Genomic DNA, 24,510 nt, shown 5'->3' on the forward strand with positions numbered 1-24,510 from the left:
ATGCAAGTCGGAGAGGGGGGAGGGATTTTCGATTCCCGATTTTCGATCTGATGTGACGCGGAGCGTCGTGGCGCGGGCTTTTTCTGTCAAACGCCCGCCTCCGGCGTGGCACGGCCATCCTGGCCGTGGACGGCGCGGAGAGGCAACGCTCACGGGCAAGATGCCCGTGCCACATTATGAATCGAAAATCAGGAATTCCCTACTCCACCTCCAGTTCGGTGTGCCCGCGCAGGTACTCCGCCAGCCGGCGCACGAGCACGTCGCCGTCGCGCAACTGCGGCCCGCAACGGCCGATCTCCGCCAGCGGCGTCTGCAACAGCAACCCGGCCGAGGCCCGCAACTCGGGCGAAAGCGTGCCCATCCATTGCTGGCGCACCGGGTAACCCTCGTCGCGCGCGAAGCTGTAAAGCCCTTTCAGATAGACCACGGCCGGCGGCGCGCCGCTCGCAAACGCCGAAAAAACAGTCCGCAGCAACGCGAACACATCCGCCCGGCTTTCCTCCGGCACCGGATTGCGCGCCACCAGCGAGGCGAAGGCCGACGCCCGTTGCAGGACCTCGTAGTCGCGCCCGATCCGCTCATGCCGCGCCACCACGCGCAACTCCTTCACGAACCCGAGGCCGCCCGCGCCGCCGGAGCCGCCCGCCGTAGCGCTGCCGCCCTCGACCACGCCGGCCACCTCGTCAAAAAGGTCGGCGTTGATCTGGTCGGGGTTCGGCTTGCGCGGCATCCGGTGCAACACCGTGAGCGTCCCGTGCGCCGCATCGAACAGCACGAGCCGCTGAAAAGCATCCGATGGCGGCAGCCGCCTCAGGATTAACGCCTCGATCTGGATCAGCGGCCCGGCCACGGCAAAACGGTCTCCCGGTTCAACCCGCGTTTGTGTGCGTTGCCGCGCCGTCGGGATTATTCGATGCAATCGCCGCCGGCACAATCGCCGCGGGCGGCGGCCAGGGCGGCACGAACGAGCCGCCCGAGATCACGAACTTCATGCCGTCGCCGACGCTCATGTCGAGTTCGGTGACCTCGTCCTTCGGCAGCAGCAGCAGGAAACCGCTGGTCGGGTTGGGCGAAGTCGGCACGAACACCGTCCAGCGTTCGAGCGGCTGGCCGGCCTCGCCGTCGTGCTCCCCGCCGGCGCGGATCTGCGGTTCGCCTTGGGTCCGGTTGGTGACAAAACCGATCGTCCATGAACCGCGGCGCGGGTATTCCACGACCACGACCTTGCTGAAGAGATTCCGGTTTTGCGCGGAGAAGGTCGTGATGATCTGCCGGGCCGCGTTATAAACGGCGCTCACGCCCGGGATGCCGAGGATGGCGCGCTCGGCGAGCTGCACGAAAACGCGGCCGAGGAGGTTGCGCGAAAAATAGCCGAGCAGCGTGATGAGCACGGCCACGATGAGCGTGGCGAGCACGTTCCAGAGCAGGTCGAGCCGCGGGTTGTAAAGAAGCTCCTCCGGGACGTAGAAAAAAAACGTGTCGCGAAAGCGTCCGCCGACCTGGGTGACCGACCAGGAAAACACCACCCAGGTGATGGCCAGCGGGGCGAGCATGAACAGCCCCGCAAGGAACGCGGTGCGCAGGGAAGCGAGGCGAGCGGGGGGCGGAGGTTCGACGGACGGTGGCAGCGGAGGCGAAGGCATGATGGATTTTGCCCACGAAACACACGAAAACACACGAAAAGAAAGACAGAAATCCGATGGTTTGGTTTTCGTATCCTTTCGTGTGTTTCGTGGGCCCCCGGTTTTGGCAAGGCAGGGCGCGGCGCGGGTTTTTTCTGCCAGGCACCGCCAGGCAGCGGCCGGGATTGTCGTTGCCCGGCCCTGCCTTTCCCCGAAAATTCACGGTTCCAATCCGCAATGAGTTGCCCGCCCGACACACCGCCTCCGCATCCTCGCGATCCCCAGCCGGAGGTTTCCGTCGTCCTGCCCTGCCTGAACGAGGCCCGCACGCTCGGCGCCTGCATCGACGCCGCTGCGGAGGCGCTGGCTAGGGCCGGCTTGCGGGGCGAGATCATCGTCGCCGACAACGGCAGCACCGACGGCTCCCGGGAAATCGCGCGCGCGCGCGGTGCCCGGCTCGTGCCCGTCGCGCAACGGGGCTACGGCCATGCCCTGCGCGCCGGCATCGACGCCGCCCGCAGCCCGCTGGTCGTCATGGGCGATGCCGACGGCAGCTACGATTTTTCCGGCCCGTCGCTGCAACCGTTTCTCGACGCGCTGCGCGCCGGCAACGACCTCGTCGTGGGCAACCGCTTTGCCGGCGGCATCCGGGCCGGAGCCATGCCCTGGAAAAATCGTTACATCGGCAACCCGCTGCTCTCGGCCTGCGGCCGGCTGTTTTTCCGGAGTCCGTGCCGGGATTTTCACTGCGGGCTGCGCGCCCTGCGCAAGAGCGCGTGGCTGCGTCTGGACCTGCGCACGAGCGGCATGGAGTTCGCCTCCGAAATGATCGTCCGGGCCTCGCTGCTGGGGCTGCGCATCGCCGAAGTCCCCGCCACGCTGGCTCCCGACGGACGCGACCGGCCGCCGCACCTGCGGCCCTGGCGCGATGGCTGGCGGCACCTGCGCTTCATGCTGCTGTTCAGCCCGCGCTGGCTGTTCCTGTATCCCGGGTGTTTGCTGTTTGCCTGCGGCGCGCTCCTCGGCGGGCGGTTGCTCGCCGGCCCGCTGCACCTCGGCCGCCTGACGCTCGACGTGCACACGCTGCTGTTTTGCGCGATCGCCGTGCTCACCGGGTTCCAGTCGATCCAGTTTTCGGTCTTCACCAAGGCGTTTGCCATCCGGTGCGGGCTGCGTCCGCGCGACCGGGGGTTCGAAACCGTCATGCGCCGGCTCTCGCTCGAGGCGGGGCTGGTAACCGGCGCGTGTTTCATTCTCGCCGGCCTCGCGCTGGGCGTGACGGCGGTGTTGCAGTGGGGCAGCCGGCACTTCGGCGACCTGTCCCCGCAGGAAACGCTGCGCTGGGTGATCCCGTCCGGCACGCTGCTCACGCTCGGCTGCCAGATCGTGCTCGGCAGCTTTTTCCTCGGCATCCTCGGCCTCAACGTCCTGCCGGCAGCGGAGCCGGACAACGGGCGGAATGCGTAACGGAGAGTCTCCGCGCCTGCCGCTACGGCTTGCCCCGGACGGTCAGCCGCCCTTACGAACACCGGTTCACCGCGCCATGCCCGACTCTTCGCCCGCATCCCCCGACCGCCCTTCCGCCGCCCGCCGCTTTTTTCGCCAGGGGTGGCCATGGCTCGCCGGGCTGCTGCTGGCGACGATGCTCGTCACCACGCACTGGCTGCTGGTCCGCCATTATCTCGACCGCATCACCGGGCTGCAGTTGTCGCCCGAGCCGACCGAACGCCTCCGGCTGCCCGGCATCGTGCCGTCCCATGCGGCCGACGGCATGACGTGGACCGACGAGATCATCGAGATGGCCGACCACGGCGACTTTCGCCTGCGGACCACGCGGCTCGACAACGCCCCGGAAGGCCGCCCCGTTTACTGGAACTCCGGCTGGGCGTGGCTGCACATTGCCTGGGCGCGGGTTTACCGAAGCGTGGCGGACGTGTCGTGGCCCGTCGCCGTGGAAAAGGCGGCGGCGTGGATCAACCTGCCCGCGCTCCTGCTCACGCTCGCCGGTTATTCGTTCTGGCTCGCGCGACGGCAGGGCGCCGTGGCCGGCGGACTGCTCGCTCTGTCCCTGGCCGGGGCGCACTCGTTTTACGAAGCGTTCTATCCGTCGTACAACGACCACCACGGCATCACCAACATCGGCCTGCTCGCGCTGATCCTCGGCGCGCTGCTCGGCGGCGGCGGCTGGGTGCGCGGCCAGGGTGAGGCCGGGGCCGGCAGCAACAGCAAAACACCGCCCGCACCGTCCTCCGGCGGCTTCCTCCGGTTGCCCGACGATCGCGCCGCCCGCCGCGCCTTTCTCGTCTCGGCCCTCGGCGGCGGGGTGGCGCTCTGGATCAATGCCGTGGCCACCGTGCTCGCGATCGGCATGACGGGATTTGCCGGCGTGCTCGCCGCCTGGGCCGCCGGGCGCGACCTGCGCGCGCGCGGCGCGATCTGCCGGCCGGACCTCTGGCGGCTATGGGGGCGGGTCGGCGCGGCGACGGGTTTTTTGTTTTTCCTGCTGGAGCAGTTTCCCGACCGGCTGTTCGGCTGGCGGCTCGAGGTCAACCATCCGGTCTACGCACTCGCCTGGCTCGGCGGCGGCGAACTGGTCGCGCTGTTGCTCGAATGGCTGGAAAATCCGCAGGGTTCGGGTCCGGGTCCGACAACAAAACCCTGGCGCCGGAAACGGGCGTTCCTCGCCGGCGCAGCGGTGGCGGTGGTGCCCCTCCTCTTCATCGTGGGCCGCGAGCGGGTGTTCATGATGTTCGACCCGTTCATGGCCACGGTGCATCACCACATCCTCGAATTGCGCTCGCTGCCCGACCAGTTCGGGAAGACGGGCTTTTTCAAGTTTGTGGACCAGGGCCTCCTGCGCCCCGCGCAACTGCTGCTCGCAGTCGTCACGCTCCGGCTGGCGTGGCGGCGACCGGCGGCGCGGCTGGCGCTGGTGTTCTGCCTCGCCATCGCGCTGCCGATGACCCTGCAAGGCTGGTGGCAGACGCGCTGGCTGCAATCCGCCAGCGTGCCGCAGTCCATCGCCGCCGTCGTCATGCTGTGCGTATGGATCGACGCAGCCGCGCTCACGCCGCGCCGGCGCCGCGCGATCCTGACCGCGGTCGCCATCGTTGCCGCCGCGCTTTTCCTGACCATGCCGGCGCGGATCATTTCGGGGGCGATCCGCACGGAGGCGGAGGGGACGGTCCTGAAAGGCGAAGCCCCCTTCCTCCTCTACCGCGACATCGCCGCGGTGCTGCGCAACGACCGGCCGGATGTGCCGCCGGAAAAAATCATCGTGCTCACCGACCCCAACGCCTCGGTCGCCATCGGTTATTTCGGCGGCTTTGCGACCCTCGGCACCTTTCACTGGGAAAACGGCGACGGCCTTCGCGCCGCCGCGCAACTGATGACCGATCTCTGTGTCGGCGATCCCGAAGCCCTCGCCCGCGCCGAACGCCTCGTCCGCAAACGGGGTGTTACCCACGTGGCCTGGATCACCACCAGCGGCTACACCGCGGGCTACTGGCAGGCGCTTTACCCCGGCAAACCGTTGCCGAAGCGCGATGAACTCGGCGCCGGCAACACGCCGGTCTGGCTGCGCCCCATTCCCTACGCCACGCCGCCGGTCTACTACCAGGCCGACAAGGAGCTCGTGCGGCTCTACGCCGTGGACTTCAGCCAGACCGAAGCCGAGGCGCGTTACCGCGCCGGACTGGCCGCCGCCGTTGCCGGACGCCCCGGCGAGGCCGAGCGACGCTTTGCCCAGGCCCGCGACGCCGCGCCCGATTCGCCGCAACCCTGGCTGCGCCTCGCCGAGCTGCGCCTCGCGGCCAACGACCCCGCGACGGCTTTCATGGCCATGACCGAGGGTATCAAACGTTCCCCGCCCTCCAGCCGCGAACAGCTCTACATCGACGCCTCGCGCCTCTTCCAGTCCCGCGGCGCGTCCCTTCAGGCCGACCTCCTGCTCGACCTCGCCATGCAGGCCGCCGCCGACCCCGAAAAAAGCCGGTGACTGAATTGATTGGCCGCAAAAAACACAAAAAAACACGCCGCGCATGAAACGCTCCACCGCGCTTATAAGCGCGCGGAAGATTCCCGCCGGACAAAAAGACATTTTGTGTTTTTTGTGGCCATTCCCTCCGGTTCCGGCACAGCCCTCGCGGTTTTTGCAGCCAGAGCTCCGAAAATCGCCCCTCGCGCACTTGCCCCTTGCTGGCGGCCCCCTTCGGGGTCATGGTTTCCGGTCTTCCTTCCCCCGTTCACCCGCAACCCGATCCCGATGAAAAAAACGCTCCGTCTCCTCGCTCTCCTTGCCACCCTCGCCGCTGCCTCGTTCGCTTCCGCCGCCGACGCTCCCCCGCCAGCCCTGCGCGGCGTCCTCATGACCGGAGGCGAACCGCTCTTCTCCCTTTCCGATACCGACGGCGAAAGCAAATGGGTGGCCGTCGGCAAGACCTTCAACGGCTGGAAGCTCGACTCCTGGGACGCCACCTCCGGCACGCTCACGCTGACCAAAGACGGCGCCACTAAAAAAGTCTCGCTCGAATCCGCCACGGTCGCCGCCAGCTCCGGTGAAAAGGCCACCCTCGCCGAAGCCACCGCGCTCATGGACCAGATGCGCTTCGAGGAAATGATCGCCAAATCGCTCGAACAGCAACGCGCCGTCCTCGGGAAAATGTTCCTCCAGATGCTGCAACAGCAGGGCATGAAAGACGCCGAGGCGCAGAAGATGGCCGACATGCAGATGAAGCTCGTCAATATCCTCTTCGACGAGATGGACATCAAGGGCATGAAAGGCGACATCGCCACCGCCTACTCGGATCTCTTCACGAAAGACCAGTTGCAGGGCCTTTCCGTGTTTTATTCCACGCCCACCGGCCAGGCGTTTATCGACAAGCAGCCCGAACTCGGCGCCCGCATGCAGGAAGTCATGATGCCCCGCATGATGAAGGCCATGCCCAAGGTCCAGGCCGCCGCTGCCGAAATGATCCGCGACGCCGGCAACAAGGAATAACCGGGAGCCTCCGGGTGGCACGGCCATCCTGGCCGTGGACGGCGCTCCGCGCCGCAAGCGTCTCCCCCCTCCCCGGAATCACGGGCGTTTGGCAGAAAAAGCCCGTGCCACGTCATGGCATCCGTTTGAGTTACACCCTCCCGCCCCCAAACCTCACGCCCCCGGTTGACAGACCGGGCATTGTCCGGCCTGCTCATTCCTTGCTCTATGTCCAGGCGTGCTGTTCTTCTCGTCAACCTTGGTTCGCCCGACTCCACCCGGGTCGGCGATGTACGCCGTTACCTGCGTGAATTTCTCGGTGACGAACGCGTCATCGACAAACCCTCAAAACCCTTCCGCTGGCTGCTCGTCAACGGCATCATCACGCCCTTCCGCGCGCCCAAGTCCGCCCACGCCTACCGCCAGGTCTGGACCAAGGCCGGCTCGCCGCTCGTCGTCACCTCCGAAAGCGTGCAGCGCAAACTCGTCAAGGAGCTCCAGGCCGACTTCGGCGACGAACAGCTCGTGTTCCTCGCCATGCGCTACGGCAAACCGTCCATCGCCTCGGTCATCGAGACCATCGCGCTGGCCGGCATCGATGAACTGCTCCTCTTCCCCCAATACCCGCACTACGCCATGTCTTCGTGGGAGACCGTGGTCGTAAAAGTTTACGAGGAAGCCGCCCGGCTCGCCCCCGGCCTGCGCATCGAATGCGTGCGCCCCTTTTACCAGGATCACGACTACATCGAGGCGCTCAACGCAGTCTCGCAGCCGTATTTGCAGGACCCGTACGACCATGTGCTGTTTTCCTATCACGGCATCCCCGAGCGCCACCTGCGCAAGGCCGATTCCTCAAAAGCCCATTGCCTGACGGTCAACGACTGCTGCAACACGTGCAGCGCACTCCACGAAACCTGTTACCGCGCCCAGATCACCAAAACCACCCAAGCCTTCGTGCGCCGCGCCGGCATCCCGGACGGCAAGTGGTCGATCTCGTTCCAGTCACGCCTCGCCGGCGAACCCTGGCTCACGCCGTACACCGACAAGGAGCTCGAACGCCTGCCGGCCGAAGGCAAAAAACGCCTCGTCATCTTCACCCCCGCCTTCGTGGCCGACTGCCTCGAGACGCTCGAGGAAATCGCCATGACCGGCGAGAAAACCTTTCTCGAGGCCGGCGGCGAAGCGTTCCTCCACGTGCCCTGCCTCAACGATTCCCCCGCTTACATCCGGTTCCTCGCCGGTCGCGTGCGCGCCTGGCTCGCGCACGAATCCCCCACCGCAACCCATGTCAAGGAAGCCGCCCGCCAGCTCGTGTCCGCCCAGGAAGATGTCTCTGCCTGACAGCCATGTCTGCCGAGGCCCTTTCCTCTCCATCCGCCGCCACCCCGCCCCCGCCGCCTCCCTCCGCTGAGCCTCGCCCGGCCGCGACCACGAAGCATCTGCCGCCCTGGGTCGCGCTCGGGGGTTTCCTGCTCACGCTGGTCGCGGGTTGCATCAACGCCGTCGGCCTTCTCGGGCTCGGGCACCAGGCGATCACCCACCTCACCGGCACGATCACGATTCTCGGCACGAACTTCGCCTACGACAACATGCCCGGCGCGCTCAACGCGCTGTGCGTGATCTTTTTCTTTTTCGTCGGCTGCACGATCAGCGGTTTCACCATCCGCGGCCGCACCGTGAAGCTCGGCCGCCGCTATGGCTTCATCCTCGCCGGCGAATCATGCCTGCTCTTTGTCGCCGTCTGGTTTCTCAACCGCGGCAGCATCGTCGGCGACTACCTCGCCTCCACCGCCTGCGGCATGCAGAACGGCATGGCCACCACCTACAGCGGCGCGATCGTACGCACCTCGCACATGACGGGCATCGTCACCGATCTCGGCGTCGCCCTCGGCCAGTTCCTGCGCGGGCTGCCGGTCGAGTGGATCCGCGTGCGCCTGCTGGCCTCGCTCCTCGCCGGCTTCACCTTCGGCGGCATCGCCGGAGCGCTGTTGTACCGGCTGGTCCACTACAACGCGCTGCTCGTCCCCGCCGCCATCTGCGGCGCCTGCGGCGGACTCTACATGCTCAAAAAACACCTCGACCGCGAAAAGAAGAAACGCTGGGCGGCGCGACGCAAACTCATCGCCGAACGCCGGCAGTCGAAACGCGGCAAGGCGTAGAAATGAAAGGGGCGCGGGCGGGACGCTCGCGTCACATCCCGTCCGCCTTCTATTTCCCCATCGGCAGCGCCTCGACCGCGTCGCCGGCTCGCAGCATGGCATTGGGATTGACGATCACCGGCGTGTCCGCCGCCAGCGAGCCGGAGGTCACCTCGACGCTCGGGCCGAAATTGCGTCCCGGCCGGACTTCCTGAAAGGCCACCTTGCCCTCGCTCACGACCGCAACCGTGGTCTTGCCGCTCTCGACCAGCAACGTGTTGGTCGGCACGACAAACGTGCCCGGCGACGGCGGCAGCTCGAAAGCCGCCGTGCCCGTCAGGCCGGCGGGCAGGATGAAATCCGGATTATCCAGCAGCAACTCGGCGCGCATCGTGCCGGAGGCCGTGTCGAAAACACGGCTGAAGCGCGCCACCTGCGCGGGGAAGGTGCGTCCGGGCAATTCGTTGAAACGCACCGTGGCCTCCGTGCCGATCGAGAGCCGCAGGGCGATATCGGGCGTGGCGTTGATCGCGAAGCGCAGCTTGTCGATCCGCGCGATCCGGTAGAGCCAGCCGTCGGTCGCCGCGGAATCGCCGCGCACGTGGTCGCCGCGGTCGAAATTGCGCGCGGAGATCACGGCGTCGAACGGAGCGCGGACGATCGCGAACCGTTGCAACTCCTCCAGCCGGGCGAGCGCGGCCTTCGAGGCCCGGACCGCGGCGTCGGCTTCGGTGGCGGTCGTCGTGCGCTGTTCGGATTCCTCCAGCGAGATCGCGTTGGAGCCGAGCAGGCTGGTGGAGCGTTTGGCGAGCACGCGGGCGTTTTCCGCGCGGGCGATGGCCTGGTCCACGGCGGCGCGCGCGGAATCCACGGCGCGGTCGATTTCCGGCGCATCCACGACCGCGAGCACGTCGCCGGCCTTGACCATGTCGCCGATATCGAACTTGCGCTCGCGCACGATGCCGGTGGCGCGCGTGTAGACGCTGACGGCCTCGTACGGCTCGGTGCGACCGGGGATTTCGTACAGGCGGGAAGTCGTCGCCAGGGAGGGCGCGACCGTGCGGACAGGGGTCCGGTTTTCCTGCGCGACCAGCGCCGGAACGACGGCGAGCAGCGACAGGACAACAGGGAGACGGAGTGATGTGGCAGAGTTCATAAGTCGTAAAAAAGTCCGGAAAATTTGCACAGAAGCGTGGAAACGAAGGCTCGCTGGTGGATGGAGGATGATCGGGCGAAAGAGACGTTCTTTGTTTTGAAGAAAAAGAGTTCCGGATGCGGGACGGGTGGCGGGTGCTGGAGCGCCTTCGTTTCCACGCTTCTGTTCAAAATGGATCGGGTCTTCATCAGGAGGCGGTTTTTTTCGCGCCGAACCGCCCGCGCACGGCGGCGAAGACCACCGGCACCAGAAACAGCGAGGCGCAGGTGCCGAAGACGAGGCCGCCGATGACGGCGCGGCCGAGCGGCGCATTCTGCTCGCCGCCCTCCGCGTGGCCGATCGCCATCGGGATGACCCCGAGGATCATCGCCAGCGCCGTCATCGTGACCGGACGCAGGCGCGTGGTCGCGGCGTTGATCGCGGCCTCGAACGGCGCGATGCCCTCGTTGGTCAGGTCGCGGGCAAAGCTGCTCACGAGCACGCTGTTGGCCGTGGATACACCCACGACCATGATGATGCCCATGAGCGCCGGCACGCTTAGCGGAGTGCCGGTGAGCCAGAGCGAAAAGAGCGCGCCGGACACCGCCACCGGCAGACCGCTGATCGCCACGAAAGGCAGCGTCCACGACTGGAAATTCACCACCATGACGAGGAACACGAGCACCGCCGCCAGGCCGAGTCCGCCGATCAGTTCGGAGTAGGCCGAACGCATGAGCGCGGCCTGGCCGGCGAGCTCGATCCGGTTGGCCGGTTTCAGCCGCGGGCGAAGTTCGTCGATAATTTTTTCGAGGTCGGCGGTGAGGCTGCCGAGGTCGCGGCCGGCCGCGTTGGCCACCACGGTCCACGTCGGCTGCATGGTGGTGCGCGAGACGCTGGCGGGCGCCCGTTTCTCGCTGACCGTGGCGAAGGCCCGCAACGGCACGGGCGCACCGCCGCCGGTCGAGGGACGGATGGGCAGGTTGAGCAGTTGCTCGACCGAGTCGAGAATCGCCGGCGGCGCGATGACCTGCACGTCGTAGGCGGCTCCCGTGCCGGGATCGGACCAGAAACTGGGCGCCACCGAGCCGCCGCTGCCGAGCGCCGCGAGCAGCGCGTTCGACGCATCCTGCTGCGTGATGCCGAAGGTGGCGGCGCGGGCGCGGTCCACGCGGATCGCGTAGCCCGGCTGGTCGAGCACCTCGCGCAGGGTCACGTCAACGGCCCCGGGCACCTTGACGAAACGCTCCCGGAGCTCCTTCGCCAGAGCGAGGTTGCCGGCGATATCGCGGCCGGTGAAGCGCACCTCGAACGTCGTCGGCGCGCCCGAGGCCAGCGTCTGGCTGGTGGCGTCGGCGGGACGGAAAAACGACTGCGCATCGGGAAACTTCTCCGCCAGCATGGCGCGGATTTTTTCGATGTAGCCATCGCTCGGCCCGTGCTTGTCGGCGAGCTGCACGAGGATCTCGCCGTCGGCGGAGCTGATGGCGGTCGTCTCGACCCAGGCCTGGTTGACGGCGCTGGGCGTGCCGATGTTTTCCACGACAAACTGCAATTCATCCCGCGGGATCAGGCTGCGGATCTCGCGCTGCATGTCGGCCATGATGCGCGCCGTATCCTCGACACGGATACCACTCGGCACCCGGACGAAGAGCCGGATGAGGCCGGCGTCGGTTTTCGGGAAAAACTCGCGGCCGGACTTGAGCGCGGCAAACACGCCGAGCGAGACGGCCACCGCCACCGGGATGAGCACGAGGTATTTCCGCCCGAGAATCGCGCGCAGGAACCGGCCCTGGACTCCGGCGGCGCGGTCCACGCCGTGCTCGATGCCGTGATGGATGCGGCCGAGGCCGCGCGGCGGCCGGCCCTCGCGGCGCTTTTCGGCGCGCAGCTCGGAGGGCAGGATGATCGACGCCAGCGTGGGGACGAGCGTGCGGGCGAGCAGGTAGCTGGCGAGCATCGCGAAAACGACGGCGAGCGCGAGCGGACGGAAGACGTAGGACGCCGTGCCCGTGAGCAGGAAGATCGGCAGGAAGACGATGCAGATAGAGAGCGTCGAAACGAATTCGGGAAACGCCACCTGCTTCGCGCCGTCCACGATCGCCTGGCGCACGTCCTTGCCGAGCGAGATTTGCCGTTTGATGTTCTCGATCTCGACCAGCGAGTTGTCCACGAGGATGCCGATGGCGAGCGCGAGGCCGCCGAGCGTCATCAGGTTGAACGTGGCGCCGACGAGGTTGAGCCCGACGATGGAGCAAAGCAGCGCGAGCGGGATCGAGGTGAGCACGATCAGCGTCGAGCGCCACGAGCCGAGGAAGAGCAGCACCACGGCGGCGACGAGGCCGCCGACGAGCAGGATTTCGTGCCGCACCCCGTCCACCGCCGCCCGCACGAAGACGGACTGGTCGAAGATCGGCTCGATGTTCATCCCCGCCGGCGCGGAGGCGCGGATTTCGGGGAGGCGCGCGAGGATGCCGTCGATGATGTCCACCGTGGAGGCGTTGCCGAGCTTGAGGATGGAGACCATGACGGCGTTCTGGCCGTTGAGGCGGGCGATGTTGGTGGAGACGGCCTCGCCGTCGCGCACGTTGGCGACGTCGCGCAGGAGAATCATTTTCCCGTCAACGGAGCGCAGCGGCAGGTCGAGAAATCCCTGCACGTTTTCCGGGCTGGCGTTGATTTCCACGGGCAGTTCGCGTTCGCCCTCGCGCAGGGAGCCGGAGGGAAGCGTGAGGTTTTGCCGGCCGATGGCGGCGCTGACGTCGGCGGCGGAGAGACCGAAGGCAATGAGCGCATCGGGATCGAGATCGACCATGACCTGGCGCGAGGCGCCGCCGTAGGGCAGCGAGATGCGCATGCCGGGCACGCTCTGGAGCTGGGCGCGGAGGGCGAGGCGCGCGTAGTCGAAAAGCTGTCCGCTCGACATCGTGTCCGACGACATCACGAGCTGGATGATCGGCACGCTCGAGGGGCTCGTGCGCACGACGAGCGGCGGCGTGGTGCCGGTGGGCATGCGCCGGAGAATCGTCTGCGAGACGCCGGTGGTCTGCGTCATCGCGGTGTTGATGTCCACGTAGGGCTGGAAGCGCAGCTTGATGAGCGCGGTGCCGTTGGAGGACTCGGAGCGGACCTCGAGCAGATCGTCCACGTTGTTGAGGATGGCGATCTCGGAAAACGAGGTGAGCTTCGACGCCATCTCGGCGGCATTGAGACCGTTGTAGGTCCACACGACCATGATCTCCGGGCTGTCCACGCGCGGCAGGATGTCGGTGGACATGCGCCGCCCCGACATCACGCCAAAAAGCAGGATCAGGATGGCGAGGACGGCGATGGTGTACTTGTAACGAAGCGCGAAGAGAACGATCCACATGGTGGCGGTGGTAGTGAAAAGGCGGCGTGGCCGGGTCGTGCGACCGGCGACAGGCCGGCGGAACGATGCGTCCCCATTCTAGCAGAAACCGCGCCCCGAATGTATGCCGGCGGACGCCTGTTTTGTAACGAATCATGCCGACGCCGGGACGGGCGACACACTTTGTTACACTTTTCGGGCCGCGCTCCGGAAAAGTTGTGCTACCGTGGCGCGGACTCACTGCACGCCTGAATATGCCACATGGAAACCGCGCCGCACATCGCCGTCGTCGACGATAACAGGGAAATCCGCGAACTGGTGGTGCGTTACCTCGGCGAGCATGGTTACCGGGTGAGCGCGGCGGAAAACGCGGCCGCGTTTCGCCGGTTGCAGGAAAACAGCCCGCCCGATCTCGTCGTGCTCGACATCATGATGCCCGGGACGGACGGCCTCGGCCTGTGCCGCGACCTGCGCGCCGCCAGCCCCGTGCCGATCATCTTTCTCACCGCGATGGCCGAGGATACCGACCGGATCGTCGGCCTCGAAATGGGCGCCGACGATTATCTCACCAAGCCCTTCAATCCGCGCGAGCTGCTCGCCCGGATCAAGGCCGTGCTCCGCCGCGCGCACGGTCTGCCCGTCCACCGCGGCGCCGTGCGCGTCGGCAAGCTCCGTTTCGGCGACAAGGTGCTCGACATCGGCCGCCGCGAGGTGCTCGGGCCGGACGGCGTGGCCGTGCCGCTGAGCACGGCGGAGTTCCGGCTCCTCGGCGTGTTTCTCGAACATCCGGGCGTGGTCCTCAGCCGCGACCAGCTCCTCGACCTCACGCTCGGCCGCACCGCCGACGTCTGGGATCGCAGCGTAGACAACCAGGTGAGCCGCCTGCGCCGCAAGATCGAGGCCGATCCCGCCCGGCCTGCACTCATCAAGACGTGCTGGGGCGACGGATACCAGTTCACCGCCGAAGTGGAGTCCGCATGAAACGCTTCCGGTTGCGCACCCTCAGCAGCCAGCTCATCGGCGTGATGTTGCTCGCGATCGCGCTCTCGCAGGGCGTGTCGCTGTGTGTGTTTCATCGCGAACACGAGCGCAGCGTGCGCGGCGTCCTGCGCGACGAGTGCCTGGGCCGTATCGCCTCCGCCATACGCCTGGCCCAGGTGACGCCTCCGGACCAGCGCGCCGCCACGCTCGCCGCCGTGAGCACCCCGCTCACGCGCTACTGGCTCACGTCCGGCCCGCCCGGTTCCTCCGCCGCCTGGCAGGAAACCGCGCGCGAACAGCTCCTGCGCGACACGCTCTCCGCCGATCACGGGCAGCCGGTGCCCAGCCTGTTCCGGCTCGATCCGATGCTCGACCGGCGTTCCGTCGCCGGGTGGGAGGAACTCCCGGCCGACACCTGGCTGGTCGGCCTGCCCGTCCGCCAGCTCGACCTCGCTCCGTGGAACGGTTTCGGCTTCGCGCTCCGGCTCGGCAACGGCGACTGGCTCAACACCGTTTTCGCCAAGCCCGACTACCTCGTCAAAACCCGACTCACCACCGAATACTATGCGGCGCTCATCGTCACGGCGCTGCTCTTCGCCTTCGCCGCCTGGCTGATCGCGCGGCGCATCTCGGGTCCGTTGCACACGCTCACCCGCTCGGCGGAAAAACTGGGGCGCGGCGAAAATCCCGAGCTGTTGCCCGAAAACGGGCCCGACGACATCCGCGCCACCGTCGCCACATTCAACCGCATGCAGGTGCGCCTCCGGCGGTTCGTGGAAGACCGCACGCAGATGATCGCCGCCATCAGCCACGACCTGCGCACGCCCATCACCTCGCTCCGCCTGCGCGCCGAGTATGTCGAGGACGCCGAGATGCGGGAAAAAATGATCGCCACGCTCGACGGGATGCAGGCGATGACCCAGGCCGTGCTCGCCTTCGCCCGCGAGGAAGCGACCGAGGAAACCACCCGCACCGTCGATATCGACGCGCTCATCGAAAGCCTTTGCGACGACCTCGCCGGGATCGGCCAGGAGGTGCAATTTGCCGACGGCCACCGCATCCCCTTCCGTTGCCGCCCCGACGGGCTCAAGCGCGCCCTCACCAACGTCATCGAGAACGCCGTCCGCTACGGCCACCGCGCCCGTGTGCGCCTGGACCTCGCGCCCGAATGCCTCGGCATCGTCATCGAAGACGACGGACCGGGCATCGCCGAGGAGGAGTTCGAGCGCGTGTTCGCACCCTTTTTCCGGCTCGAAAGCTCGCGCAACCGCGCCACGGGCGGCGTCGGCCTCGGCCTCGCGATCGCACGCTCCATCGTCCGCGCCCACGGTGGCGACATCGTGCTCGCCAACCGCCCCGAAGGCGGCCTCTGCGTGACGATCCGCCTGCCGGTGGCGAAGTGAGCGGGCGGTGCCGGCGCAGACGGGACTTGCGATCAGCGGTCGGGGATTGTCAGGCTCGCGCTTCCCTTTCCCATGAGCCATTCCACCCTGCCCGGCGGCCGTTGCCTCCGTCCGTTTTCGTTATTCGTCGCGAGCATCCTGCTCCTCCTCGTCCCCGCTTCCGGCGACACGCCGGCATCCGCTCCGGGCCGTGATGTCATCGCCGCCTTCACCCGGGCGGCGCGTGGCGAACCGCTCCGCTACGTCGCCATCGGCGGTTCCATCACCCAGGCAAGCGGCGAAGGCTGGATCGGCCCGTGGCTGCGCGAACAGTTTCCCGAAAGCCGCGTGACCATCATCAACTCCGGCATGAGCGCCACCGGCAGCTCGCTCGGGATTTTCCGGGCCGAACGCGACATCATTGCCCACCAGCCCGACCTCGTGGCCATCGAATACTGCGTCAACGACGGCGGCCTCGTCGACGAGCAGGCCGTGCGCTACATGGAGACGCTGATCGTCCGTCTCAAATCCCTCCCCCGCCCCCCCGCCATCGTCATTGTGGAAGCGGCCACGCGACACGGCATCAACGCCGAGCGCCACCGCAAGGTCGCCCGCCACTACGGCCTCGCCCACATCGACATGCAGGCCGCGGTCGATACGCATCTTTTCCCCGACGCCCCCCGCATCCCGCTGCCCCGCGGCGTCGATCGCGGCGGAGGCGGCGAGGCCGCCGCCGCAGCCTGGGCGGAGATTTTCAGCGACAACGTCCACCCGAACAAAACCGGCCATGCTCTCTACGCCCGCGCCATGGCTGCCACGCTCCGGCCGCTGGCCGACGAAGCCCGCCGCCTCGCGGCCTCCTCGGCCCGTGCGGACGCCGACCCGCAGCCTGCCGCGCTCCCGGCGCCGCTGAGTGAAAAGCCGCTCCTCCTCGACGCCCGCATGGTTCCGCTGCAAGGGCTCTCCGACCCCGCCGGCGCCTGGCGACCGGCCCCGGCCCCGACCACGTGGTACGGCCGTTTTTTCCAGGGCGTGCTCGCCGCCAGCCAACCCGGCGCGGTGTTACACCTGCCGTTTCGCGGCACGACCGTCGGCCTGTTTTACGAACTCAATCCCGACCATGGCTCCTTCTACGCCAGCGTGGACGGAGCATTGCCCGCGCAAGTATTCACCAACAGCCGCACGGGCTACACCTCGTACCTCGTCGCCCGCAACCTGCCCGCCCGGGAGCACGTGCTCACGCTCGTCCTCCCGCCCGCAACCGCGCCGGGAGAAACTGCCGGCGTCCCGAAATCCGGTGGCAACGTCCGGCTCGGCTACCTGCTCGTCGCAGGCGAGACCGGAGCAACCCGCGAACCAAGCCCCGCCGGGACATTCGATGCCGGCAAACTCCAGGCGCTGCGCTTCGCCACCCTGCCCGCCGCGACCTGGCGCTGGGCCGGCCCTTTCCCGGCGGCGGCAGGCCCGGACGGCATCGCACCGCTCGACGCCCGCGAGGCGCTGACGGAAAAATTCCTGCCCGAGCCCGGCGAACCCCTCCCCGATTCCGGAACCGCCAAGTCCGTGTCATGGCGACCGGTGACCGACACGGAGACCGCCGGCGCCGCCACCGGTCGCGTGGACTTCCATGCCCTGACCGGCTCCACCGCCCCGGGCATCGCCTATGCCACCACGCAAATCCGGAGTGACAAGGGCGGCCCGGCCATTCTCTCGGCGGAGGTGGATTATTACGCGCACCTGTGGATCAACGGGGAGCGCGTCATGACGCTGGACGGTCCGCATCCCGTGCCGGTTTTCCTGCCGGTGACGCTGCGCGCGGGGATCAATGACGTGTTTCTCAAGATCGGTGCCGGCAGCGCCGGCTTCAATTTCCGCCTGCGCGTGGCCGAAGTGGATTGAAGGAGTCGCGGCATACGAGGCTTGCCGCCGCTCGCTCCGGGTTGTCAGGCTTACGGCCTTCATGAGCAATTTCACCCGCGCCGACGGTCGCCGTGCCGACCAACTCCGCCCCATCTCGTTCGAGGCCAACATCGCCCCGCACGCCACCGGCTCCGTGCTGGTTTCGTTTGGCAACACGCGCGTCATCTGCGCGGCCACCATCGAACAAAAAGTGCCGCTCTGGATGAAACAGCAAAAAATCCCCGGCGGCTGGCTCACCGCCGAGTATTCGCTTCTCCCCTACAGCACGCACGACCGCAAGGCGCGCGACATCTCCAAAGGCAAGCTCGACGGCCGCACCGTGGAGATCCAGCGGCTCATCGGCCGTTCGCTGCGCGCCGTCCTCGATCTCGCCCGGCTTGGCGAAAACACCCTCTGGATCGACTGCGACGTCCTCCAGGCCGACGGCGGCACCCGCACCGCCTCCATCACCGGCGCCTGGCTCGCCGCTCGCCTCGCCATCCAGACGCTCATCGACTCCGGCAAGCTGGCGGAAAATCCGCTCACCGACTCCATCGCCGCCATCAGCGTCGGCGTGCTCGACGGACGCGAACTCCTCGACCTCCCCTACCTCGAGGACAAGGACGCCCAGGTCGATTTCAATGTCGTCATGACCGGTCGCGGCCAGTTCGTCGAAGTCCAGGGCACCGGCGAGGAAGCCACGTTCTCCTACGAGCAGTTGCAAGCCCTCATCGCCCTCGCGCAAAAGGGTCTGAAAGAAATCTCCGCCCTGCAAACCGCCTTCCTCACCCGTCAGTTGCTCGCAACGTGAACAGGCGGCCTCCGCGCCATGCCCCGCGTCCGGATTCTCCTCTATTTCGAGATTCTCAAACTCGCGCTCGCCGGACTCACCGCCAACAAGCTGCGGTCCTCGCTGACGATGCTCGGCATCGCCGTCGGAGTGTTCTCCGTCATCGGCGTGATGACCGCAATCAGCGCGCTCCGCAGCTCCGTCGAATCGGGCCTGAGCGTCCTCGGCGCGAACAGCTTCCAGATCACCCGGTACCCTGCGATCAACTTCACCGATCCGCGGCAGCGTTTTGCCAACCGCCGCCCTGTCTCCTACGCCGAGGCCGCGCGCGTCAAACAACGGCTCGCCGCCATGGACGCCGCCGACGCCGCGCCCGCCTCCGGCCATGACGGAGCCGCCTCCGCTCTCTCCGCTCCGGTGCGCGTGTGCCTCCAGCTCGACCGCGAAAGGCAGAGGGCGGTTTACGGCGAGCGCCGCACCAACCCCAGCCTCCAGCTCATCGGCACCGACGAGAACTACGTGCCCGCCGCCAACTTCGAGATCGCCCGCGGCCGCAACCTCACCGGCGGCGACGTCGAGTTCGGCCGCTCCGTGTGCGTCATCGGCGACGAGATCGTACAACGCCTCTTTCCCGACGAGAGCGGCATCGGCCGGACGATCCGGGCCGGCGGCAGGAACTACACCGTCGTCGGCACGCTCGCGCCGAAAGGCACCTCGTTCGGCCAAAGCCAGGACAAACGCCTCCTCGTGCCCGTGACCCGCTGGCTCCAGGATTTCGGCCAGCGCGGGCGCTCCGTGAGCCTCAACATCGAGGCGCCCTCCCAGGCCGAGCTTCCCGCCACCCAGGACCGCGCCATCGGCGTCATGCGTCTCGTCCGCCAGCTCGAACCCGAAGACGCCGACGATTTCGAAGTCTACACCAACGATTCGCTCATCGAGACCTTCAACAAGATCGCCGGCATGATCACGATCGGCTCGTTCATCATCAGCGCCATCGCCCTCGTCGCCGCCGGCATCGGCGTGATGAACATCATGCTCGTCAGCGTCACCGAGCGCACGCGCGAGATCGGCATCCGCAAGAGCATCGGCGCGCGCAAGGCCGGCATTCTCGTGCAGTTTCTGATCGAGGCCGTGACCCTCTCGTTGCTCGGCGGCATCTGTGGCGTGCTTTTCGGGGTGGTGGTCGGCAACATCGTGGCATGGATGCTGAAGGCCGGCGCGGTCTTCCCCTTCGCCTGGGCGGCGGTCGGGCTCATCGTCTGCGGCGGCATCGGGGTCGGTTTTGGCCTCTACCCGGCCTGGAAAGCCGCCTCGCTCGACCCGATCGAAGCCCTGCGTCATGAGTGAAGGGTGCAAAATCCCCTGGACAAAATCCCGCTTCACGGCTCATTAGCTCTCATGTCCCGGACCGGAGAAAAACTTGCCACACCCGTCAGCGTGCTGATCGACGCCATTCTCGTCATCGGTTTTTTCACGTTCATGTTTTCGATCCTTCGCTCGCATGTGCCGTCGAACGATCCTGCCATGATCGCACTCTGGGCCGGTCTCGCTGCCGCCTGCATGAGCGGCACCTTCTGGCTGGCGATCCAGATGTTTCGCGTCGTCCTCCGCGCCCAGCGCGAACGCAACGCGGAAACCCGCAAGTAAATCCGGCCTTCTCTTCGGCCGGGTCAGGGTTCACGTCTTTTTCGGTTTTTAACCGCGAATGAACGCGAATTGACGCGAAGCCGGAAGACGGTCGAAATCCATTGGTTTTATACCAGCGTCCCGAATGTTTTTGATTTTACACAAAGGCCGCAAAGGACGCGAAGAAGGTAACTGGCAATCCTTTGCGCTCTTTGCGGCCTTGGTGTAAAAATCCGAAGGCTTTGGGGCTTTGGTATTATTCGCGCCGATTCGCGTTCATTCGCGGTTGGTTCGTGCTGATTCTGGCGATACCAAGCCAAGGGGGGGAAATCCCGGCTTCAACAGCGCAAAAACGAAACCCGTATTCTGAAATCAGATACGGGTTTCGTTTTACCGGAAATCTGGAGGCGCGGGTCGGAATCGAACCGACGCATAGAGCTTTTGCAGAGCTCGGCCTTACCACTTGGCTACCGCGCCAGACTGAAACAAAGAGGGCGCCGACGTTGCAGGGATTCCGGAAACGGCGCAAGTCCTGAAAGCGGATTTTCGCAACGGAGCGGGAGGGAACCCCGCCGGCGCTTCCCCGTTTCCCGAAAAAAACGCCGCCTCCCCCGACGGGAAAGGCGGCGTCGCGACTGATCGCAAGATGAATCAGGTCGTCGGGACGGTCGAGATCGTCTTCAGGATCCGCGAGGCGACCAGATACGGGTCGGCGGCGGAGTTCGGACGACGGTCTTCGAGGTAACCCTTGTAGCCGCTGTTGACGAACGAGTGCGGGATGCGGATCGAGGAACCGCGGTCGGCGAGACCGTAGGAGAACTTGTCGATCGACTGGGTCTCGTGGAGACCGGTCAGGCGCAGGTGATTGTCCGGACCGTACACCGCGATGTGCTCGTCGTGGTGCTTGCGGAAGGCGTCCATGAGTTTTTCGAAGTACTCCTTGCCGCCCTTTTCACGCATGAATTTGGTCGAGAAGTTGGAGTGCATGCCGGAACCGTTCCAGTCGCCGCGGATGGGCTTGCAGCTCCACTCGATGTCCACGCCGTATTTCTCGCCGAGACGCTCGAGGATGTAGCGGGCCACCCAGATTTCGTCGGCAGCCGTCTTGGAGCCCTTGCCGAAGATCTGGAATTCCCATTGGCCCTTGGCCACTTCGGCGTTGATGCCTTCGTGGTTGATGCCGGCCGCGAGACAGATGTTGAGGTGCTCCTCCACGATCTCGCGGGCGATGTCGCCGACGTTCTTGTAGCCGACGCCGGTGTAGTAGCGGCCTTGCGGGGCCGGGAAGCCTTCCTCGGGGAAGCCGAGCGGGCGGCCGTCCTGGAAGAAAAAGTACTCCTGTTCGAAACCGAACCAGGTGTCGGGATCATCGACGATGGTCGCGCGGGAATTGGTCGGATGCGGCTCGCCGGTCGGAAGGAGAACTTCCGACATCACCAGAAACGCATTGGAGCGGGTGATGTCCGGGAAAAGGGCGACAGGCTTGAGAATGCAGTCCGAACTGCGGCCTTCGGCCTGCTGGGTCGAGCTGCCGTCAAAGCCCCAGTCGGGAACTTCCTCGAGCTTCAGGGTGGCGGGATCGCCATCGATAATCTTGGTCTTGCTGCGGAGATTCGCGATGGGCGAGTAGCCGTCGAGCCAGATGTATTCCAGTTTGATTTTGGCCATAGTGTGTTGCGTGGTGGTTTTAGCGAAGAGCGTTTGAGGAGCCTTGTCTGGCGTTTGGCGACAGTAAATTGGCGCCACTACAAAGCAGAAGGGTTTCTCAAAGACTTTCCGGGCCGAAAGTAGCATGGTTCATGCCAATACCAATCCGGAATAAAGCGGGATTGCGCTCTCATTCATTACGTCCTGATCAGACGAGGATAACAGGTATTTTTCACAAACATGACGGCGTCCAGGGGTGCCTGAATGGCGACGAATCACGCGCACCGGAGAACAAGGTTCGACGTCCGCCGCCCGGCGTTTCACGTTCACCCGTTTCCTCCATGCGTCTGCGCCGGATCACACTGCAAAACTTCCGCAACATCGCCTTCGCCGACATCCGGCTGGAGGGCCGTTTGCAGTTTCTGGTCGGCGGCAACGGGCAGGGGAAAACCAGCTTCCTCGAGGCGGCCGGTTTTGTCAGCGCGTTGCGATCGTTTCGCGCCACCGAGAGCCGCGTCCTCATTCGCCAGGGCCAGGCCGAAGCCGCGCTCGCCTGCGAGTTCGGGCACGAGCATCTCGGCGACACACGCCTCCTCATCAAACTGCGCACCGATGGCAAGGAGGTGTGGTGCGACGGCGAGCGCGTCCCGCGGGTCTCCGAACACCTCGGGCGTTTCCCGACGGTTGTTTTTTCGTCGCAGGATCAGCAGCTCATCCGTGGCGCGCCCGCGCTGCGCCGCCGCTGGCTCGACCTGACGCTCGCCATGACGGACGCCGCCTACCTGAGCGCGTTGCAGGCGTATCACCAGGCACTCGCCGGCCGCAACAGCCTGCTCAAGCGGCAGGCTCCCGCCCGCGAACTCGCCGCCTTCGAACATCCGCTCGCCACCGCCGCCGCCGGTCTCGTCCGCAAACGCCAGGCCAGCGTCGCCGAGCTGGCGGAGCACGTCACCCGCGCCTACGCGCAGATCGCCGACCATGCCGAACCCACTTCGCTGACGCTCTCCGCGCACACCGCCGGGACCGAAGCCGGGGACACCGCCACGCCCGATCCGGATCCCGCCCCCTCCCCCGCCCTTTCCGCGCGCGATGCCGCCGCCTGGCTGGCCGTCTTCGAACGCCACCGGACGCGCGACCTGCAAATGCGCGCCACGCTCACCGGTCCGCATCGCGACGATCTCGTGTTCAAGGTCGGCGGGCGTCCCGCGCGCGACTTCGGCTCCGAGGGGCAGCAACGCAGCCTCGCGCTCGCGCTGCGGCTCGCGCAGGTGGAGTTTTTCCGGGCGCGCTCCGGCATCGAACCCGTGCTGCTCGCCGACGATGTTCTCGGCGAGCTCGATCCTGCGCGCCGCCGCCGTTTCTGGACCTCGCTCGGCGACACGCGCCAGGTCATCGCCACCGGCACCACGCTGCCCGACACCGCTCCCGGCGACTGGCAGGTTCTGCATGTCGCCAGCGGCGCCTTCAGCGGCTCCCCCCCCTCTCCCCCTTTCGTATGAATCTCGAACTCTGGCAATGGCTCCTCGCCCTCCTCGGCGCCGTTCTGGTGGGTATTTCCAAAACCGGCGTCGCCGGCATCGGCATGCTCTTTGTCTCGATCTTCGCAATGCTCCTGGGGGCAAAGGAAGCGAGCGGCTTCGTGCTGCCGATGCTGATCTTCGCCGATGTCGTCGCAGTCGCCGCCTATCGCAAGCACGCGCAGTGGTCGCATCTCGTAAAACTCTTTCCGTGGACCGGAGCCGGTGTGATCATCGGCTGGCTCGCGATGAACCGTATCGACGACCGGCAGGCGCGCGTGATGGTCGGCGCCATCGTCCTCGCGCTCCTCGCGCTCCACCTCTGGCGACGCCGCCAGGCCACCCGTCGCGCCCACCTCCGGATCTCGCCCGGAAAAGACACGCCGGCCCCGGTCGCCGGTCCGGTCGTCGAGGACGCGGAGCACGGCGCCTGGTTCGCCCCCACGATGGGCGTGCTCGCCGGCTTCACCACCCTGGTGTCCAACGCCGCCGGCCCGCTCATGGCGATTTACCTGATCGCGATGCGCCTGCCCAAGATGCAGTTCGTCGGCACAGCAGCGGTGTTTTTTCTCCTGCTCAACTGTTTCAAGGTGCCCTTCATGATGAACCTCGGCCTGATCACGACCCGGAGTTTTTCGTTCAACCTGCTGCTCGCGCCAGCCGTGCTGGCCGGCGCGTTTTTCGGACGGTGGTTGCTGCCGCGCATCAACCAGGCGCTCTTCGAGGCGCTGGCCCTCGGCCTCAGCGCGCTCGCCGGCCTCAAGCTCATCGGACTCTTCTGATACCAAAGCCTTCAGATTTTCACACAAAGGCTGCAAAGAGCGCAAAGAATTGCCAGTTATCTTCTTCGCGTCCTTTGCTGCCTTGGTGTAAAATCAAAAACATTCGGGACGCTGGTATGAGGCGTCGGCGTCGCGTGCGCGTCGGCCATGCGGGGAACGCCCGTCGCACTCCGCGGCCCTTCAGATATTCTCGTCCTCGCCCTCCCGAAGCTCGCGAAGATTCGCCGACAGGTGTCCCGGGAAAAACAGATAATAACCCATCAGCCACCAGCTGCGTGAAGCCCGGTAAAACAGCACCGGAAACAGCAGCGCCCCCACCCCCGCGATGATGGCCGCAGCCAGCCCGGACAACACTCCGGCCAGGTACAGCAACAGCACCGGTACCAGGAAACCCAGCGTGGTGACGATGTAGTTGAGTGACATCGCGCCGAGAAAACTCCCCTCGTCACGCTCCAGCCGCAACCCGCACTGCGGGCACTCCCGGTTAAGCCGGAACGGCGCTCCTTTCCTGAACAGCGTGCGTCCGCCGCAATTCGGGCAGCGGAGCGTAAGTCCACGGACGATGATCTGGGCACGGGTGACTTTCATGAATCGGAAGTGAATGGCAGCGGGTGGTAGTGCCGCGCAGACTACCGGCGGAGCCGGAGGCGGGGGAAGTCTGGAGCAA

19 protein-coding genes and 1 tRNA gene are annotated in these 24,510 nt (G+C 66.4%); 12 read left to right on the plus strand and 8 right to left on the minus strand.

Annotation, left to right across the window (positions count from 1 at the left end):
* Nucleotides 1-199: 199 nt before the first annotated feature.
* Together OPIT5_03135 and OPIT5_03140 are read right to left on the minus strand one after the other, a co-directional pair.
* The gene (locus OPIT5_03135; protein ID AHF89411.1) at nucleotides 200-739 is read right to left on the minus strand and encodes a hypothetical protein; all 540 of its coding nucleotides are present in this window, start codon (nucleotides 737-739) and stop codon (nucleotides 200-202) included.
* 130 nt (nucleotides 740-869) lie between these two features.
* Entirely contained in the window at nucleotides 870-1,643 is a 774-nt protein-coding gene (locus OPIT5_03140) for a hypothetical protein (protein AHF89412.1), read from the minus strand.
* 216 nt (nucleotides 1,644-1,859) lie between these two features.
* Between OPIT5_03140 and OPIT5_03145 the strand changes: the two genes are divergently transcribed.
* The 4 genes from OPIT5_03145 to OPIT5_03170 all read left to right on the plus strand — a co-directional run bounded on the left by OPIT5_03145 (nucleotide 1,860) and on the right by OPIT5_03170 (nucleotide 8,759).
* Nucleotides 1,860-3,089, plus strand: a complete 1,230-nt coding sequence (locus tag OPIT5_03145) for a dolichol-P-glucose synthetase (protein ID AHF89413.1) — start codon at nucleotides 1,860-1,862, stop codon at nucleotides 3,087-3,089.
* 76 nt (nucleotides 3,090-3,165) lie between these two features.
* Nucleotides 3,166-5,619 carry a hypothetical protein gene (locus OPIT5_03150; GenBank protein ID AHF89414.1) on the plus strand — a complete coding sequence of 818 codons (2,454 nt, stop codon included), beginning with the start codon at nucleotides 3,166-3,168 and terminating at the stop codon, nucleotides 5,617-5,619.
* 1,209 nt (nucleotides 5,620-6,828) lie between these two features.
* Complete coding sequence (locus OPIT5_03165) at nucleotides 6,829-7,941, plus strand: ferrochelatase (protein ID AHF89415.1); 1,113 nt, start codon at nucleotides 6,829-6,831, stop codon at nucleotides 7,939-7,941.
* A gap of 98 nt (nucleotides 7,942-8,039) precedes the next feature.
* The gene (locus OPIT5_03170) at nucleotides 8,040-8,759 is read left to right on the plus strand and encodes a membrane protein (GenBank protein ID AHF89416.1); all 720 of its coding nucleotides are present in this window, start codon (nucleotides 8,040-8,042) and stop codon (nucleotides 8,757-8,759) included.
* Between the two features lie 49 nt (nucleotides 8,760-8,808).
* Here the strand turns inward: OPIT5_03170 and OPIT5_03175 are convergent, their stop codons facing one another.
* From OPIT5_03175 to OPIT5_03185, 3 genes are read right to left on the minus strand one after another with little or no spacing between them, the layout of a single operon-like run.
* Nucleotides 8,809-9,894 carry an RND transporter gene (locus OPIT5_03175; protein AHF89417.1) on the minus strand — a complete coding sequence of 362 codons (1,086 nt, stop codon included), beginning with the start codon at nucleotides 9,892-9,894 and terminating at the stop codon, nucleotides 8,809-8,811.
* A complete protein-coding gene (locus OPIT5_03180) occupies nucleotides 9,891-10,082 on the minus strand; it encodes a hypothetical protein (GenBank protein ID AHF94002.1) in 192 nt (63 codons plus the stop codon). The genes OPIT5_03175 and OPIT5_03180 overlap by 4 nt, the downstream gene beginning before the upstream one ends.
* Nucleotides 10,082-13,240, minus strand: a complete 3,159-nt coding sequence (locus OPIT5_03185; GenBank protein ID AHF89418.1) for a multidrug transporter — start codon at nucleotides 13,238-13,240, stop codon at nucleotides 10,082-10,084. Before OPIT5_03185 ends, OPIT5_03180 begins: the two co-directional genes overlap by 1 nt.
* 240 nt (nucleotides 13,241-13,480) lie before the next feature.
* Between OPIT5_03185 and OPIT5_03190 the strand changes: the two genes are divergently transcribed.
* The 6 genes from OPIT5_03190 to OPIT5_03215 all read left to right on the plus strand — a co-directional run bounded on the left by OPIT5_03190 (nucleotide 13,481) and on the right by OPIT5_03215 (nucleotide 19,918).
* The gene (locus tag OPIT5_03190; GenBank protein ID AHF89419.1) at nucleotides 13,481-14,200 is read left to right on the plus strand and encodes a chemotaxis protein CheY; all 720 of its coding nucleotides are present in this window, start codon (nucleotides 13,481-13,483) and stop codon (nucleotides 14,198-14,200) included.
* On the plus strand, nucleotides 14,197-15,603 hold the full coding sequence (locus OPIT5_03195; GenBank protein ID AHF89420.1) for a histidine kinase: 1,407 nt from the start codon (nucleotides 14,197-14,199) through the stop codon (nucleotides 15,601-15,603). The genes OPIT5_03190 and OPIT5_03195 overlap by 4 nt, the downstream gene beginning before the upstream one ends.
* Before the next feature lie 72 nt (nucleotides 15,604-15,675).
* Nucleotides 15,676-17,481 (plus strand): lysophospholipase, encoded by a 1,806-nt coding sequence (locus OPIT5_03200; protein ID AHF89421.1) that lies wholly within the window; start codon nucleotides 15,676-15,678, stop codon nucleotides 17,479-17,481.
* A 61-nt stretch (nucleotides 17,482-17,542) separates the two neighbouring features.
* Entirely contained in the window at nucleotides 17,543-18,292 is a 750-nt protein-coding gene (locus tag OPIT5_03205; protein AHF89422.1) for a ribonuclease PH, read from the plus strand.
* A gap of 18 nt (nucleotides 18,293-18,310) precedes the next feature.
* The gene (locus OPIT5_03210) at nucleotides 18,311-19,618 is read left to right on the plus strand and encodes an ABC transporter (GenBank protein AHF89423.1); all 1,308 of its coding nucleotides are present in this window, start codon (nucleotides 18,311-18,313) and stop codon (nucleotides 19,616-19,618) included.
* 51 nt (nucleotides 19,619-19,669) lie between these two features.
* Entirely contained in the window at nucleotides 19,670-19,918 is a 249-nt protein-coding gene (locus tag OPIT5_03215) for a hypothetical protein (protein AHF89424.1), read from the plus strand.
* Nucleotides 19,919-20,299: 381 nt separating this feature from the next.
* Here OPIT5_03215 and OPIT5_03225 read toward each other — a convergent pair.
* Nucleotides 20,300-20,374 (minus strand) — tRNA-Cys (locus OPIT5_03225).
* A gap of 174 nt (nucleotides 20,375-20,548) precedes the next feature.
* On the minus strand, nucleotides 20,549-21,565 hold the full coding sequence (locus OPIT5_03230; GenBank protein AHF89425.1) for a glutamine synthetase: 1,017 nt from the start codon (nucleotides 21,563-21,565) through the stop codon (nucleotides 20,549-20,551).
* A gap of 320 nt (nucleotides 21,566-21,885) precedes the next feature.
* Between OPIT5_03230 and OPIT5_03235 the strand changes: the two genes are divergently transcribed.
* Together OPIT5_03235 and OPIT5_03240 are read left to right on the plus strand one after the other, a co-directional pair.
* A complete protein-coding gene (locus OPIT5_03235; protein ID AHF89426.1) occupies nucleotides 21,886-23,043 on the plus strand; it encodes a DNA repair protein RecF in 1,158 nt (385 codons plus the stop codon).
* A complete protein-coding gene (locus tag OPIT5_03240; GenBank protein ID AHF89427.1) occupies nucleotides 23,040-23,843 on the plus strand; it encodes a hypothetical protein in 804 nt (267 codons plus the stop codon). Before OPIT5_03235 ends, OPIT5_03240 begins: the two co-directional genes overlap by 4 nt.
* Before the next feature lie 180 nt (nucleotides 23,844-24,023).
* On the opposite strand, the gene OPIT5_03245 is transcribed toward OPIT5_03240, so the two are convergent.
* On the minus strand, nucleotides 24,024-24,431 hold the full coding sequence (locus tag OPIT5_03245) for a hypothetical protein (protein AHF89428.1): 408 nt from the start codon (nucleotides 24,429-24,431) through the stop codon (nucleotides 24,024-24,026).
* Between the last annotated feature and the right edge of the window lie 79 nt (nucleotides 24,432-24,510).

The sequence above is a fragment of the Opitutaceae bacterium TAV5 genome, from assembly GCA_000242935.3.
Classification (GTDB): Bacteria; Verrucomicrobiota; Verrucomicrobiia; order Opitutales; family Opitutaceae; genus Geminisphaera.